This window comes from Mycolicibacterium aubagnense (assembly GCF_010730955.1).
Lineage (GTDB): Bacteria > Actinomycetota > Actinomycetes > Mycobacteriales > Mycobacteriaceae > Mycobacterium > Mycobacterium aubagnense.
On sequence record NZ_AP022577.1, the window covers coordinates 3,791,299 to 3,808,503 of the forward strand.

General features: G+C 68.2%; 4 protein-coding genes. 3 read left to right on the forward strand and 1 reads right to left on the reverse strand.

Annotated elements, in window-relative coordinates; translation table 11 throughout:
* Window positions 1-23: 23 nt before the first annotated feature.
* Complete coding sequence (locus G6N59_RS18250) at window positions 24-11,117, reverse strand: type I polyketide synthase (protein WP_138228226.1); 11,094 nt, start codon at window positions 11,115-11,117, stop codon at window positions 24-26.
* A gap of 359 nt (window positions 11,118-11,476) precedes the next feature.
* Between G6N59_RS18250 and G6N59_RS18255 the strand changes: the two genes are divergently transcribed.
* From G6N59_RS18255 to pe, 3 genes are read left to right on the forward strand one after another with little or no spacing between them, the layout of a single operon-like run.
* Window positions 11,477-12,916 (forward strand): condensation domain-containing protein, encoded by a 1,440-nt coding sequence (locus G6N59_RS18255; RefSeq protein WP_138228227.1) that lies wholly within the window; start codon window positions 11,477-11,479, stop codon window positions 12,914-12,916.
* Between the two features lie 6 nt (window positions 12,917-12,922).
* Complete coding sequence (locus G6N59_RS18260) at window positions 12,923-15,898, forward strand: MMPL/RND family transporter (protein WP_138228228.1); 2,976 nt, start codon at window positions 12,923-12,925, stop codon at window positions 15,896-15,898.
* Window positions 15,895-17,046 (forward strand): acyltransferase PE, encoded by a 1,152-nt coding sequence (gene pe, locus G6N59_RS18265; protein WP_138228229.1) that lies wholly within the window; start codon window positions 15,895-15,897, stop codon window positions 17,044-17,046. Before G6N59_RS18260 ends, pe begins: the two co-directional genes overlap by 4 nt.
* Window positions 17,047-17,205: the final 159 nt, after the last annotated feature.

The window sequence follows — 17,205 nt, forward strand, 5'->3', positions numbered from 1 at the left end:
CACAGCCCTCACATCCGTGGAGGTCATCCTTCTGCGGCTGCCCCCGGCTCGGCCTCCGTCTGAGCCTCGCCGGCAGCGTCCGCACCAGGCGCGCCAGCCGCTTCGGCCGGCGCCTCGGGTCCGTCAGCCGGAGCCGCTGCCGGCGCATCCGACGGCGGCAGTTGCGACGCCAGGTGCCCGGCGAGCTCGCCGAGCGTCGGGTAGTCGAAAATCGCCGTCGGGCTGATGTCGAACTTCCCGCCGAATTGTCCGAACAACCGGTTGCGGAGCTCGACGGCCATCAGCGAGTCGGTGCCCAGATCCAGGAACCGGCTCGTGGCCGCCGGCGGCTGCGCCAGGCGCAGGAAGCCCTGCACCTCCTTCTGCAGGAATTCGGTGATGAACCCGGCGCGCTGGGCGTCGGGAATCTCCTGCAGCTGGCGGAGCAGCTCGCTGTCACCGGTGGCCGCTGCGTCGCTGGTCGGCAGTACCTGGTCGAGCAGCGGCGGACGGATGCCGCCGAGCATCTTGGCGGCCCGCTGCCAATTGGCCTTGAGGACCGTCGCCTGCGCGGCACCGTGCCGGATGACCTCGCCGAGCGCCGCCAGAGCCGCTGACGGCTCGAGCGGCATCATGCCCTGCGCACTCAGGTTCGCGGTGGCGGCCTGCGAGCTGGCCATGCCGCCGCGGCCCCACGGACCGAAGTTGACGGCCGTCGCCGGCAGCCCCAGCGCCCTGCGGTGCGCGACCAGGCCGTCGAGCAATGCGTTGGCGGTGGCGTAGTTGGCCTGTGCCGGTGAACCCAACACCGCCGACGCGGACGAGTAGACGATGAAGAAGTCGAGATCATCGTCCTGCGTCAGCTTGTGCAGGTGCAGCGCGCCGAAGGCCTTGGGGCCCAGGGTCTTCCGGAAGCGCTCCAGATCCTGCTGGGGGAGCAGCGCATCATCGAGCACACCCGCCAGGTGCGCCACACCGGCCAGCGGTGGCAGCTCCGCGCGGATCCGGTCCAGCAGTGCGGTGAGCTCGGCTTCGTCACCGACGTCACCGGAGAACACGTGCACCCGGCAGTGGAAGCGCTCCATCATGGCGTCGATGGCGCGCTGCGCGTCGGCATCGGGCTCGCGTCGGCTGGTCAGCACGATGTCCCCGGCGCCCAACTGGGCCAGGTAGGCCGCCGTGTGCAGGCCGAGCGCGCCGAGACCACCGGTGACCAGGTACGTCCGATCCCCGTGCGGCTGCAGCGGTTTCGGCATCTGCACGACGATCTTGCCGATGTGCCGCGCCTGCTGCATCCGGCGGAACGCCGTCTTGGCCTCCGTCAGTGGGTAGACCTCGGCAGGCACCGGCGTCCACTCACCCTTGGCAAGTCCGTCGGCCACCTCTTCCATGAGCCGCTGGATGTGCGCGGGATCGGTCATCATCGTGACGTCGAGCGCGACGATCTCGTAGTTGATGTCGGGCCGAACTTCCGCCATGCGCTCGGGGGTCCAGATGTCACGCTTGGCGATCTCGGCGAACCGGCCGCCCTGGGCGGTCGCCCGCACCGTGGCCTCGACGAAGCCCTCGTTGGTCAGGCTGTTGAGCACCACGTCGACGCCCTCGCCGTTGGTGTCGGCGAGAATCTGGTCCGCGAAATCGGTTGTGCGCGAGTCGTAGACATGTTCCACACCCATCTTGCGCAGCGTCGCGCGCTTGTAGGTGCTGGCAGTGGCGAAGACGATCGCGCCCTTCTGACGCGCCATCTGCACCGCGGCCAACCCAACACCACCACTGGCGGCGTGGATCAGCACGCGGTCGCCCGGCTTGAGCTGCGCCCAGTCGAACGCGAGCCGGACCGTCAGCGCAGCCGCGGGCAGCGTCGCCGCGTCGACCGGGTTGATGCCCTCGGGGACCACGGCGAGCAACTGCTCCGGCACGTTGAGCCGGCTGGAGAAGGCGCCCTGCATGGAGCCGAAGACCCGCTGCCCGACCTCGAATCGGGTGACCTCCGAACCCAATTCGGTGATGACACCGCAGAGGTCACCGCCGATGGGCCCGGGATCGCCGGGGTAGAGGCCGAGCACGTTGAGCACATCGCGGAAGTTGAGGCCGGCGGCCTCGATCCGGACCTGCACCTCGTGCGGCGCGGGTGGCGTCACCTCTTTCTCGGTCAGCCGCAGGTTGTCGATCGCACCCCGCTCGGTGGGAGCCAGCACGTAATCGTCGGATCGCGGCATCGGCAGGTGGCCGCTGCGCGCCCAGTGCATCAGGCGCGGCACGAGGAACCTGCCTTGCCGCAGCGCGAATTCCGACTCGGGCACCGGAGCGCCCAGAATGCCGCTCAGCCAATTGGTGGCGTTGTCGTCGGCGCCATCGAGGTCGACGAGCCGCAGCCGCAGCGTCGGCTGCTCGTTGATGACGGTGCGGCCGAGGCCCCACAGCGCGGCCTGCACCGGGTTGACGGGCTCGCCGGGCTCGGTGGCCACGGCGCGTTCGGTGACGATCCACAGGCCGCCGGTGAGGTTCAGCTTCTCCTCGGCGAGTGCGGTCTGCATGGCGCTGAGGACAGTGCCGACCTCGGTCTCCAACCGCGCTGCGACGTTCGATGTGCTGTCGACATCGTCTTGTCCCGAAGCGCGCCAAACGATTCCGGTGACCGGTGAGCCGCTCTCGGCGGCGGTCGTGATCGCCTGCTGCCAGGCGGCGGCGTCGAGCGTCTGGTCGAGCTTGACAGCTCCCGGTAGCCCGGCTGCCAGTTCGTCGAAGCCGGCGACCAGCCACGTGCCGGCGGTCGGCTGGGCGGCGGCCTCGCCGTCCTCACCGGTCGCGGCCGGCGTCGCGCCCTCCTGCCATCCCAGCGTGTACAGCAGGCGGGTGGTGTCGCCACCGAGCCCGCGCAGCAGCGCCTCGCGCGGCGCACGCTTCACGGTGAACTCGGTGATGCCGCCGAGGCGCTTGCCGTCCCGATCCAGGAAGTCGATGTCGAAGACCTGCGTCTCGTTGGTCAGCTCACTGGTGTGCCAGCGGGCCCGGGCGTAGAAGCGCCGCGGCATCTTCTCGCGCAACTCCACCTGGCCGTACCGCAGCGGCAGGAACAGGTCGTGCATGCCGTGTTCGGCGGCCAGCAGCGCCGGGAAGGCCGGGAAGGCCACACCGGTGCAGAGGTCCAGCAGGACAGGGTGAATGGGCTCGCTGCTGAGATGCTCGGCAAGTTCGTCCCCGACGGAGACATCGCCGATGGCCATGCCGTCCCGAACCCACAGCGACTTGAGCGAGGTGGACCAGGTTGGGCCCCAGGCCAATTCCATGTCGTTGAAGGTCTCGAACAGCTGCTGCGGGCGCAGCCGCTCCATGCGCTCGACGACGTCCTCCATCGAACCGGCGACATCATCGGCGGCATCAGCTTCGGCGGCACCGGCCAGCAGCGTGCCGTCGGCGTTCAACGACCACTCGGCTTCCCGGACCCCGTTCGGCCGGCTGTGCACCTGGAACTTCCAGCCGTCTCCACCCTCCAAGGAGCGGATGGTCAGCTGCGTCTCGCGAGCCGCCTTGTCTGGCAGGATGATCGGCTCGTAGAAGAAGACTTCCTTCACCCGCGCCGGCGCTCCGACCGAGGCCAGTGCCATTGCCGCGTACGTCGCACCAGGGACGACGACGGTGCCGTAGATGACGTGGTGCGACAGCCACGGCTGCGTCTTGACCGACAGCACATTGCTGTAGATCGTGTCGCCCGTGGCCAGATCCTTGGCACTGCCGAGGATTCCGGACGTGGCCGCAGCCCCGCCGGAGCTCATGCCCGCGACGCTGGCCGTCTTGGGCCAGAAGCGGCGCCGCTGGAACGGGTACGTCGGCAATTCGATGCGGTGTCCGCGGTTCTTGACCGCGAAGTCCGGCCGGTGCCCGCAGATGTACGTCGTGGCCAGCGCTTCGGTGATCTGGCGTTGCGCATTGGCGCCCTTGCGCAGGGACACGATGGCGCGCGGCGTCTCAGCCGACTCGGGCCAGCACTGCAGCGCGGCTGCGGTCAGGATCGGCTGGGGGCCGATCTCCATGAGCACCGAGCAACCCAGCGCAGCGACGGTCTTGACGCTCTCGGTGAACTGCACCGGCTGACGCGAATGCCGCCGCCAGTACTGCGCGTTCAGCGGCGTCTCGGCGGTCAGCACCGCGCCGGTGCGGTTGCAGATCAGCGGCAGCGTCGGCACCGCGAACTGGAACTGCGTTGCGAAGGACTCGAATTCGTCGAGCACCGGGTCCAACAGCTCCGAGTGGAAGGCGTGACTGGTCTCGAGCCAGGTGCAGCGGGTGGCGTCCTCGCTGCAGGCGGCGACGATCTGTTCGAGGTCTTCACCCGGACCCGACAGCACGGTGTTGCGGCCGTTGTACGCACCGACCGACACCCGCGGGAATGCCTCGGCGGCGCGCTCCACGTATTCCGGATCGGCGAACACCGCCACCATGCGGCCGCCCGCCGGCAGACTGGCGAACAACCGGCCCCGCTCGGCGATCAGCCGAGCGCCGTCTTCCAGGCTGAACACGCCGGCCACGCAGGCCGCCGCGTACTGGCCGACGCTGTGACCCAGTACCGCGTCGGGCTCGATACCCCACGACTGCCACAACCGGGCCAGGCCCATCTCGACGGCGAAGATCGCCGGTTGCGCGAATGCGGTGTTGCGCAGCGTTTCTGCCGCTTCCCGATCACTGCCGAACATGACCTCCAGCAGGGGGCGCGGCAGCACCGGATCCACCGCCTGTGCGCAGCGGCGCACCACGTCGGCGAAAACCGGTTCGGTGTCGAACAATTCGCGGGCCATGCCCGGGTACTGGCTGCCCTGACCAGGGAAGAACCAGGCGGTGGTCGGCGGATCGGTGCACTCGCCCTTGAGCACGCCCGGCCGCAGCTTGTTCGCCACCAGGTCTTCCAGCAGGTTCTTGGCGTCGTGGACGCTGTTCGCGACCACCGCCGCGCGGTGCTCGAAGTGCGAACGTCCCGAACCGGCGGTGAAGCAGACGTCGGCGATCGACGCGTCGGGATGCGCTTCGAGCCAGTCGCGGTAACGCTGCGCCAGCGCGGTCAGGCCCTGCGCCGAGCGCGCTGACAGCGGCAACACGCTGATGGGGTCGGCGGTAGTAGCAGTCTCCGGCGTGGTGTCGTCTGCGACATCGTCATCGCCGGTCACCACCGGCGCCTCTTCCAACAGCACATGCGCGTTGGTGCCGGTGAACCCGAAGGAGCTGACGCCGGCGCGGCGCGGACGACCGTCGGTGTGCCACGGCGTCGGCTTGTCCACCACCTGGACGGGCAGCGAATCCCACGGGATATGTGGCGACGGCTTGGTGAAATGCAGGGTCTGCGGCAGCATTTCGTGCTCCAGCGACAACACGACCTTGACCAGGCCGGCGACGCCGGCCGCGGATTCGAGATGTCCGATGTTCGTCTTCGCCGTGCCCATCAGCAGCGGCCGGTTCGGGTCCCGGCCGGCGCCGTAGGCGGCCGCGGCCGCCTGCACCTCGATCGGATCCCCGAGCGGGGTACCGGTGCCATGCGCCTCCAGGTAGTCGACATCGCCGCCGCTGAGTCCGGCGCGGGCCAGAGCCGTGTTGATAAGACGCTGCTGCGCACCACCATTGGGGACGGTCAGGCCACTGGAGGCGCCGTCCTGGTTGACCGCGGTGCTGCGGACGACGGCGGCGATGCGGTCGCCGTCGCGCTGCGCATCGCTGAGCCGCTTGAGGACCAGGACGCCACAGCCTTCACCGCGGACGTAGCCGTCGGCGGACGCATCGAACGTCTTGCAGCGGCCGTCGGGCGCCAGCATCCGCGCGCGGGACGCCGCGACGATGGACGCCGGGCTCAGCAGCACGTTGACGCCACCGGCCAGGGCCATGTCGCAGTCGCCCGCATGCAGTGCCTGGACGGCCTGGTGGACCGCCACCAATGACGAGCTGCAGGCGGTGTCGACCGCCATGGCCGGCCCTTCCAGGCCCAGCGTGAACGACACGCGGCCCGCGATGGCGTTGAGCGCGTTACCGGTGATGAAGTGCGGTTCGAGGTTCTCGACCGAGCCACCCGACAACAGGTGCGAGTACTCGTTGGCGCCGACGCCGACGAACACGCCGGTTCGGCTGCCGCGCATCGAGGACGGCGCGTACCCCGCCCTTTCCAAGCCCTCCCAGGCGATTTCGAGCATCAGGCGCTGCTGCGGATCGATCCACACCGCCTCACGGGGCGAGATGCCGAAGAACTCCGGATCGAAGGTGTCGACGCTGTCGAGATAACCGCCGGAACGGGTGTAGATCTTGCCCGGCGTCTGCGCGTCGGGATCGTAGAACTCGTCGACGTCGAAGCGATCCTCGGGGATCTCGCTGATCGCGTCGACGCCCTGAGAAAGCACCTGCCAGAACGCATCCGGGTCAGGCGAACCGGGGAACCGGCAGGCCACCGAGATGATGGCGATGGGCTCGTCGGCGGCCGCGAGAGACTTGAGCTCGGTGACGGCCTTCACGCCGGCCTTTTCGTTCAGGTTGAGGATGTCGCTCAGCAGGTAGTCCGCGACATCGGTGAGGCGTGGGTGATCCATGGCGAGGGTCGCCGGAAGTTCCTTGCCGACAGCCTGTTCCAGCCGGCGGCGCAGTTCGACGGCCATCAGCGAGTCCATGCCGAGGTCGAAGAACCCGGCTTCTTCGCGAATGTCGGACGCGTCCATGCGGGTCACTTCGGCGACGGCGTCCCGCAGGTACTCCAGGACCAGCTTCTTACGCTGCTGCACCGGCGCGGCGATGAGCTGCTCGACCAGTCGGGTGTTCCCGGACGCGCCGACGGCACCGGAGGCGCTGACGGACTCGGGTACTTCCCGGGCCACCTCGGCCAGCAGGGCCCGCGTGCCGGCCTGCGAGTAGACCGGCAAGAATTTGGCCCAATCCATGCGTGCGACAACGGCTTCGGCCGGCGCACCGCCCGCCGTCATGACGTCGGCCATGCCGGTCAAGGCGTCGGCGGGGGAGAGGGTGCGGACGCCGCGGCGCTCCAGTTGGGTACGGGCGTCGAGGTCGGCCATGCCCGCCGCGTCGCCCTTCCCGCCCGCTCCCCACGGGCCGAAGTTGACGCTCATACCCGGCACGCCCTGTTCACGCAGACGCCAGGTGAGGCCGTCCAGGAAGGCGTTGGCGGCGCTGTAGGCGGTCTGCCCGTAGCTGCCCCACACCGCGGAGATCGACGACGTGGACAGGAAGAAGTCGAGCTCCTGGTCAGCGACGGCTTCTGTCAGATACCAGGCGCCCCAGACTTTTCCGGAGAAGACGCGCTCCAGTTCGGCGTCTTCCAGGGTGGCCAGGCCGGTGGTGCTGTTCTCGCCGGCCGCATGCACCACACCGGCCAGCGGCGGTAGCTCGGCGCGAAGCGTGGACATCAGGCGGGCGACGTCGTGCGGATTGGCGACGTCGGCGGTAATGGCGCGGACGTCGCAGCCGTGCTGCTCGCGCAGCGCCTCGATACGACGCTGGCTTTCTTCTCCGGGCGCCCGCCGGCTCGTCAGCACCAGGTGCCGGGCGCCGTGGGCGGCCAGGTATCCGGCGATCTCCAGGCCGAGCGATCCCAGGCCGCCGGTCACCAGATACGTTGCATCAGCGCGCAATTCCAGCTCGGTCGGGTTCGGCTGCCCGGTTCGGCGGACCAGCCTGGGCACGTGTACACCCTCGGCGCGCAGCGCCAGCTGATCCTCGCCGCGCGGCGCCGTGATCACCTGGTTGATCAACCGCGCCCACTCGTCGGTACCGCCCTCGGTCAGGTCGGCCAGACCACCCCACACCTGTGGGTACTCCAATGCGGCCGAGCGACCGAAGCCCCACAGCCCGGTCTGCTCCGGCGCCACCGTGTCGGTATCGGTAACCCGCTGTGCGCCACGGGTGATCACCCAGATGGGTGCCCGCAGTTCGGCGGCGGCCGCGGCGCGGAACAGGCGCTGCGTGCCGCCAAGTACCCGGTGCTGCATCCGCAGCAGCGATTTCATCGACGCACTGTCGGCGTCGAGGGCCGCGACGTGCAGGATGCGCAGCGCCGGCTCGTCCGCGACGGCGGCGCGCAGGTCGGCCTCCAGCTGCTGCTCGTCCGCGTCGGACGCCGGCAACCCGAGAATGCGGTGCCGGTGTCCGAGACGGGTCAGGGCATCGGTCAGCGGCTCGATGGCGGCGGCTTGGCCGCTGAGGTCACCGATGATGACCCACGCCGAGCCTTCACCGATTTCCGAGGAGGAGGGGGCCGAAGCCTTGTCCCAGCGGATTTCGTACCGGGCATCCGCGAGGGACTGTGCGCCGCGCTGCCGGTTGTGTTGGGCGGCAAGCTTGTTCAGCACCTCGGTGGTGGACTGACCACTGCCACCCAGCAGGGTGGCCAGCTCGTCGATGCGGCCGTCTTCGAGCAGGCGGACGGCTTCTGTGGTTGCCCCGCCGCCGTTGTGCGCCAGGGCAGTCGGCGCCACCCGCTCGTCGCGGAACCAATACGCCTTGCGCTGGAACGGGTAGGTCGGCAGATCGAACTTGTGCGTCGAGCCGGGCCGGACGGCGGCGAAGTCGGGCAGATGGCCGGCGGTGTAGGTGGTCGCCAGTGCCTCGGTGATCTGCCGATGGTCAGCGCCCTTGCGGCGCAACGACGCAATGGCGCGTGGCGCCGTCGCCGGGTCGGGCCAGGCGCGCAGGGCAGCGGCGGTCAGCACCGGCTGCGGGCCGACTTCGAGCAGCACCGCGCAACCGAGCTTGGCCAGGGTCTCGACACCCTTGGAGAATTCGACGGGCTGGCGCGCGTGCCGGCGCCAGTACTGGCCGTCCAGCTTGGCGGTGCGGCCCAGGGTGTCGCCGGTCCGGTTGCACACCAGGATGCGCTGCGGCGCGTTGAAGGTGAATTGGTTTGCGTACGACTCGAATTCGTCGAGCGCCGGGTCCAGCAGAGCCGAGTGGAAGGCGTGGCTGGTGTCCAGCCAGTCGCAGCGGACACCGTCGCCGGTCAGTCCTGCGACGGCGCGCTCCAGATCGGCTCCCGGGCCGGAGAGCACGGTGTTGGCGCCGTTGTACGCGGCGACCGACAGGCTCGGGTATTCATCGGTGAGTCGCTCGACGCGCTCGGGCGCCGCGAAGACCGCGACCATGCGGCCGCCCGCGGGCAGGTTGCCGAACAGCCGGCCGCGCTCGGCGAGCAGGCGCATGCCGTCTTCCAGGCTGAACACACCCGCGACGCAGGCCGCGGTGTACTGGCCGACACTGTGGCCGAGCACGACGTCGGGCTCGAAGCCCCACGACTGCCACAGCCGGGCCAGGCCCATCTCGACGGCGAAGATCGCCGGCTGGGCGTAGCTGGTCTGCCGCAGGGTTTCCTCGGCGCCGGGACTGTCGTCGAAAATGACGTCAAGCAAAGGCTTTTCGAGCGAATCAGCGACGGCCGCGGCACAACGCGTCATGGTTTCGGCGAACACCGGCTCGGTTTCGAACAGCTCCTTGGCCATGCCGGCGTACTGACTGCCCTGCCCCGGGAACAGCCAGGCGGTCTTCGGCTTGTCGGCGGTCGTGCCGCGCACCAGGCCCGGTGCCGGGCGGTCGTCGGCGAGCGCGCCGAGCAACTCGCGGGCGGACTCGAGGGAATTCACCACGAGCGCGGCGCGGTGCTCGAAGTGGGCGCGACCCGCGCCGGCGGTGATGCAGACGTCGGACAGGGTGGCCTCGGGGTGCGCGGCCAACCAGGCGCGGTAGTCCGCCGCGGACTGGACGAGTGCGGCCGGGGTCCGGGCGGACAGGGGGAGCACCATGAAGCGCCGGTCGTCGTGTTCCTCGGCCGGGGCCTCCGCGGGAGCCACGGACGGCGCTTCCTCAAGCAGGACATGGGCGTTGGTTCCGGAGAAACCGAACGAGCTGATGCCCGCGACGCGCGGCCGGTCGCCGCGCTCCCAGCTGGTGGCCTCGTCGACGACCTTCAGCGGGATGCGGTCCCACGGGATGTGGGGCGACGGATTCTTGAAGTGCAGGTGCTTGGGCAGTTCCTGATGCTCGAGCGACAGGATGACCTTGATGATCCCGGCGACGCCTGCGGCGGCCTCCAGGTGCCCGATATTCGTCTTCACCGAGCCGATCAACAGCGGCTGATCGGCGTCACGTCCGGTGCCGTACGCCGCGGCGGCGGCCTGGACCTCGATCGGGTCACCCAGCGAGGTGCCGGTGCCGTGCGCCTCCAGGTAGCCGACCTCGCCGGGGGTCAGGCCCGCGCGCTCCAGTGCTTCGGCGATAACTCGTTGCTGTGCAACGCCATTGGGCACGGTCAGGCCGCCCGAGGCGCCGTCCTGGTTGATGGCGCTGCCGCGGATGACGGCCCGGATCCGGTCGCCGTCACGGATGGCGTCCTCGAGCCGCTTCACGACGATGACGCCACAGCCCTCACCGCGCACATAGCCGTCGGCGGAGGCGTCGAACGTCTTGCACTTGCCGTCCGGGGCCAGCATGCGCGACTGCGAGAACGTGATCATGGTGGCCGGGCTGAGGATGACGTTCGCGCCGCCGGCCAGCGCGAGATCGCACTCGCCGAGCTGCAGGGCCTGGCACGCCTGGTGGACGGCGACCAGCGACGAGCTGCACGCGGTGTCGACTGTGACGGCCGGACCCTGCAGGCCCAGCCGGTAGCTGATGCGGCCCGCGGCGGCGGCACCGGAGGTGCCGATGGCCATGTAGGCCTCGATCTCCGGGTAGGTCAGCTCGCTCGAGGCCATGCCCAGGTAGTCGTGGGTGGCCAGGCCGATGAACACGCCGGTCTGCGTGTTGGCCAGCGCAGAGGGTGCGGTGCCCGAGTGCTCTACCGCCCGCCAAGCCGTCTCCAGCAAGAGCCGCTGCTGCGGGTCCATCATCTTGGCTTCCCGGGTGGACACCCCGAAGAACGGCGCGTCGAAGCCGACGGCGTCATCGATGAAGCCGGCGCGGCGGGTGATGATCTTGCCGCGGGCGTCGGGGTCGGCGTCGAAAAACTCGTCGACATCCCAGCGGTCCCGGGGCACCTCGGATACGGCGTCCCGCCCTTCGCGCAGCATCTCCCAGAAGGACTCGGCGTCGGTTGCTCCGGGGAATCGCGCGGCATACCCGACGATCGCAAAGCTGGACGCTTCCGGACCTTCGATCGTTGCCATGAAAAAAATGTCCTCCCGCGTTTGCCGGTGATGTCCGATCCCACGCAAGGAGACCGTGCTCAGCGCCAGAATTTATGTTGCGAACGGCCGGCCTTGTCGCATGGTCAGCAGATCTACTGAACGGCCAGCTCATTCAAGAATGGCCAGTTGATCTTCCGAACGGCCACGGCCAGCTCATCGTCTGCGGGCCAGTATTACATGTAGGTTGCTGAAGCACGAGGATTACCTGCCGCGGTGCTGGGCGGTCATCGAGGACCGCCCCACCAGGCGTAACGGCGTCCGCAGAGGTTGCCGGGGTATGTTGATGGCGCCAACAGCGTTGCCGGACCTCACTGTGTCCAAACCTGGGAGGAAAGTCATTGCGCATCGGGAAGATCACGATCGGAAAGATCGATGATTGGACGCCGAGCCCAGGGGTCCTGACTTCTTGGCATCCCACCGAGGCGGCTCGTGACATGGCCCGGCAGGCGCCTGTGAGTCCGGTTCCGGTCAGCTACATGCAGGGCCAGCACATCCGGGGTGTCGTCGAGCGCACCGGCTCGGGCCTCGAATACTCCCGCCAGATCATCGCGACGTGCGAAGTGCCGGGTCAGTGCGATATCGCGGCCATGAACGAGGCGCTCAACTCCTACCTGCGCAGGCACGACACCTACCGCAGCTGGTTCGAGTACACCCCCACCGGGGCGAGCGGCGCGGCGGGAAATGGCACGTTCGAGATCCTTCGCCATACGATCACCGATCCCGAGGACCTCGAATTCGAGCCCGTCCACCATGGTGAGTTGGCGATCGAAGACGTCCGCAAGCATGTCGTGGACATCCCGACGCCGCTGGAGTGGGGCTGCTTCTCCTTCGGCATCGTGCAGAGCGAAGACTGCTTCAACTTCTATGCCGCCATCGATCATGTCCATGGGGACGCCGCGCTGATCGGCATCACCATGCTGGAGGCTCATGGCCGGTACACAGCATTGACAACAGGGGGCTCAGCGTTTGCTCTGCCCGACGCCGGCAGCTTCGACGAATGGTGCGTCCAGGAGCACGAGCGCACCTCGGCGCTGACCGTCGACTCGCCCGAGGTTCAGGCCTGGATAGAGTTTGCTGAGAACAACAACAACACCATGCCGGAGTTCCCGCTGCCGCTGGGGAACGCCATGGAGCCGTCGGTCGGTGACATGGTCGGCGAATCGCTGCTGGACCCGGACCAGACGGCGCGATTCGAGGCTGCCTGTGACGCGGCCGGCGCCCGATTCGTCGGTGGCCTGTTCGCCTGCATGGCTCAGGTCGAACACGAATTGACCGGTGCCGCAACGTATTACGGGCTCACTCCGCGTGACACCCGGCGTACGTCGGACAACTTCATGACGCAGGGCTGGTTCACCGGCCTGGTGCCCATCACGGTGCCCATCGCCGCCGCGACTTTCAACGAAGCCGCCTGGGCGGCGCAGGAGTCGTTCGACGGCAACCTGAACATGGCGCGGGTGCCGTACTACCGCGTGCTGGAACTCGCGCCTTGGCTGGATTGGCCGCGGCCCAACTTCCCGGTGTCGAATTTCCTGCACGGTGGCGCGGCGCCGCTCAACACCATCCTCGCGGCCACCGAGATGGGGTACGCCAACAACATCGGCATCTACTCCGACGGCCGGTACTCCTACCAGCTGACCATCTATGTGTTCCGCTACGAAGGCGGCACGGTCATGGAGGTCATGTATCCGGACAACCCCATCGCCAAGAAGTCCGTGACCCGGTACCTGGAGGCGATGAAGTCGGTCTGCACGCGGATCGCAGACGGCGGGAATTGGTGACCTGACTTGCGACGGCTGACCGATTTTGTGGTGCGGTGGCCCTGGGTGGTGATCGGCCTGTGGATCACGCTCGCTGTGGTCCTACCGCTGGCCGTGCCCAGCCTGGGTGAGATGGCCCAGAAGCATCCCCTGGCCATGCTCCCCGCCGATTCTCCGTCGAGCGTCGCGGCCCGGCACATGACCGAGGCGTTCAAAGAACCTGGCACCGACGACCTGCTGCTCGTCGTCCTCATCAACGACCGCGGGCTCGAGCGCGCCGACGAAGGCACCTACCGCAAACTGGTGGACGCGCTGCGCGACGACCCGCACGACGTCGTCATGCTGCAGGACTTCATCAGCACCCCACCGCTGCGCAACTTTCTGACCAGCAAGGACAAGAAGGCCTGGGTGCTGCCGGTCGGCCTGGCCGGTGCGCTGGGCACGCCGCAGTCCTACGCCGCCTACAACCGCGTCGCGGACATCGTCAAGCACAGCACCGCGGGCAGCCCGCTGAAGATTCACCTCGCCGGGCCGGCCGCCACCGTCGCCGACCTCACCGTCGCGGGGGAGAAGGACCGGATGCCCATCGAGATCGCCATCGCGGTCCTCGTGCTCCTGGTCCTGCTCGTCGTCTACCGCAACCCCGTCACCATGCTGCTGCCGCTCGCCGGCATCGGCATGTCCCTGGTGATCGCGCAGGCCCTCGTCGCCGGGCTGTCCCAGCTCACCGGCCTGGGGGTCTCTAACCAGGCGATCATCCTGCTGAGCGCCATGATCTTCGGCGCGGGCACGGACTACGCGGTGTTCCTGATCAGCCGCTACCACGACTATGTGCGGCAGGGCACCGACTCGACCGACGCCGTCCGCAAGGCACTGACCTCCGTCGGCAAGGTCATCACCGCATCAGCGGCGACCGTCGGTGTCACCTTCCTCGGCATCAGCTTCGCCAAGATGGGCGTCTTCTCCACTGTCGGTGTGTCATCGGCCATCGGGATCCTGGTGGCCTTCCTCGCCGCCGTGACGCTGCTGCCCGCCATCCTGACCCTCGTCGGCCCGCGCGGGTGGATCACACCGCGGCACGAACTCACCGCGCAGCTGTGGCGACGGTCCGGTGCGCGCATCGTCCGCCGGCCGCGACTGCACCTGGTGGCCAGCCTGCTGGTGCTGATCCTGCTGGCCAGCGCCGCCAGCTTCGCGAAGTTCAATTACGACGACCGCAAGGCCGTGGCCGCGTCGGCCCCGAGCTCCGTCGGGTACGCCGCGCTGGAAAACCACTTCAATATCAACCAGTCCGTCCCGTCGTACGTCCTGGTGCAGTCGCCGCGCGACCTCCGTTCGCCGCAGGCCCTTGCCGATCTGGAGCAGATGGCGTCGCGCATCAGCCAGCTGCCGGACGTCGCCATGGTCAGCGGTATCACCCGTCCGCTCGGCGAGGTGCCGCCGGAGTTCCGGGCCACCTTCCAGGCGGGCCTGGTCGGCGACCGGCTGACCGACGGCGCCAACATGATCGGCGAGCGGGCGGGCGACATCAACCGGCTGACCAAGGGGGCCGACACCCTCGCGACCAACCTCAGCGACGTGCGCGGCCAGGTCACCCAGATCGCCGGCAGCCTGCAGACGACGCTCGACGCCTTCACCGCCATGCGCAGCCAGTACGGCGGCGAGAAGCTGGTACAGAACGTCGAAACTGCGGCCAAGCTGATCAACAGCGTCAGCAAGCTGGGCAACACCCTCGGCCTGAATTACACGGCGGCCAAAGACATGTTCGGCTGGGTGGGCCCGGTGCTCGCGGCGCTGCAGAACAACGCGGTATGCGATCTCGACCTGTCGTGCGCCGAAACCCGCGGTCACTTCCAGCGCCTCGAAGAAGCACGCCAGGACGGCACCATCGACGAGATCAACAAGCTCGCCGGGCAGTTGCAGTCCATGCAGGACCGGCAGACCCTCAACGCGTCGGTGCAGCAACTGCAGGGCGCGATGACCAACCTGACCAAGGTGATGCGCAGCCTGGGGATTGACAGCCCCGCCGGCGCGCAGGCCAACCTGACCAAATTGCGCCAGGGCGCCGATCGTTCGGCGAGCGGCAGCCGGGAGGTCGCCAACGGGGTCGACGAGATCGTCGACCAGATCAAGCTGATGCGTTCGGGCCTCGACCAGGCCGGGGCGTTCCTGCTGTCGATGAAACAGAACGCGGGCGGCCCGACCCAGGCCGGATTCAACATCCCGCCGGAAGTGCTGAAGCTCGAGGCCTTCAAGTCGGCGTCCAAGATGTTCATCTCGCCCGACGGACACTCGGTGCGGTACCTGGTGCTCACCAAGCTCGACCCATTCAGCGCCGCCGCGATGGATCAGGTCAACACCATCCGTGACACTGCCCGCGGCGCGCAGCCCAACACGTCGCTGTCCGATGCGACGGTGTCCATGGGCGGATATCCGGTGGCGCTCAAGGACACTCGCGACTACTACCAGAACGACATCCGGTTCATCATCATCGTCACCATCGTCGTGGTGCTGCTGATCCTGATGCTGCTGCTGCGGTCGCTCATCGCGCCGCTGTACCTGGTTGGCTCCGTGGTGCTTTCGTACTTCGCGGCGCTCGGCATCGGGGTTGTGGTGTTCCAGTACCTATTCCACCAGCCGCTGCACTGGACGGTGCCACCACTGGCCTTCGTGGTGCTGGTCGCCGTGGGTGCCGACTACAACATGCTGTTCGTCTCGCGAATGCGTGACGAGTCGCCACATGGCATGCGGTACGGCATCATTCGGACGCTGTCATCGACCGGCGGTGTCATCACCGCGGCCGGGCTGATCTTCGCGGCCTCCATGTGGGGTCTGTTGTTCTCCAGCATCGGCACGGTGATCCAGGGTGGATTCGTCATCGGCGCCGGCATTCTGCTGGACACCTTCCTGGTACGGACCATCACCGTGCCCGCCATGGCCACGCTTGTCGGAGAAGCGAACTGGTGGCCGTCACGACCGAAAACGCAGGGGAGCAACGCATGAACAAGCTACTTGCCCGCTCGATGGCTATCGCCACCACGCTGTTGACCGTCGGTGCCGGCGGGCCGCTCGCGGATTGGGTTGCGACGGCCGACGAGCCGTCGGCCGGTTCCGGGTCCGGCGACACGATTGTCCCGGCCATCCCACCGATCGGTACGCCCGGCCGCGGCTACGCCCTCGGCGGCGCGCACGTCATGGGCATTCCCTACGACGAATACATCCGTCGTACCGGCGCCGACTGGTTCCCCGGCCTCAAGCGCGAGATCGTCGACTACCCCGCCGGCCAGGTGCAGGGCCACGTGCTCGGTGGCATCCCGGGCATCGAGGAACTGCACGAGAAGATGCCGGAAATCGGCTTGAACGGCCCGAGCATCGGCGAGTCCGTCGACATCGGACAGGACAACGTCCTGCGCCGGGTCCGTGACGGCGGCCCGGGCACCGTGATCGGCCTGTCCGAAGGCGCGATGGTCCTGCACGCCGTGCAGGACCGGCTGGCCTATGACCCGGCCGCGCCGGCGCCCAACGAGCTGTCATTCGCGACCTACGGTGACCCGCTCGCGATCAACCCGTGGACCGAGAGCTTCCTGCGGCAGAACTTCCCGGTGGGCAGCACGGTCCCGGCGCTCGACTTCCGGATGCCGCCGGTGGTCGACAGTCAGTACAACACTTACCAATTCATCTCCGCATACGACAGCATCGCCGACTGGCCCGACCGCCCGGACAACCTCATGGCGCTGCTGAACGCGGTCGTCGGCCTGGCCACGGGCCACACCGCGGTGGCGTTCACCAACCCGAAGAACGTGCCGCCGCAGAACATCGTCAAGACCGTCAACTCCCGCGGTGCGACGACCACGACGTACATGATCCCCGAGCAGCACCTGCCGCTCGTCGTGCCGTTCAAGTACCTCGGCATGTCCGAAGCGGACATGAATCACCTTGACGCCGTGATGAAACCCATGGTGGATGCGGGATATTCGCGCAATGACGACCCGGCGACCGCGCCGATCACGGTCGATCCCGTCAACGGCTATGACCCCGCCGCCGCCACCGCCCCGGCCACGCAGGCCGCCTTCGGTGGTGCTGCCGACCCGGCCTCGCAGTTGATGTCGGGCATCAACTACGTGCTGAGCCACGGGCCGAGCGCGCACTAGGGGTCGGCCGGGCGCGCTCCGGGGTGCGCCGGTGGTGACACGCTGCTGAAGCTGCCGATCGACGGCCAAAAGACAGGGAATTCCCTGATTCGTCTCGCGGCGAGCCCGCGTCGTGTTTTGCTTCGTCGTGCCATACGTTCAAGGCAACGTCTTCGAACC

Bases quoted from the DNA above. Each gene is read 5' to 3' on its own strand.
- pe (WP_138228229.1), top strand. From the start codon at position 15,895: ATGAACAAGCTACTTGCCCGCTCGATGGCTATCGCCACCACGCTGTTG.
- G6N59_RS18250 (WP_138228226.1), bottom strand. From the start codon at position 11,117: ATGGCAACGATCGAAGGTCCGGAAGCGTCCAGCTTTGCGATCGTCGGG.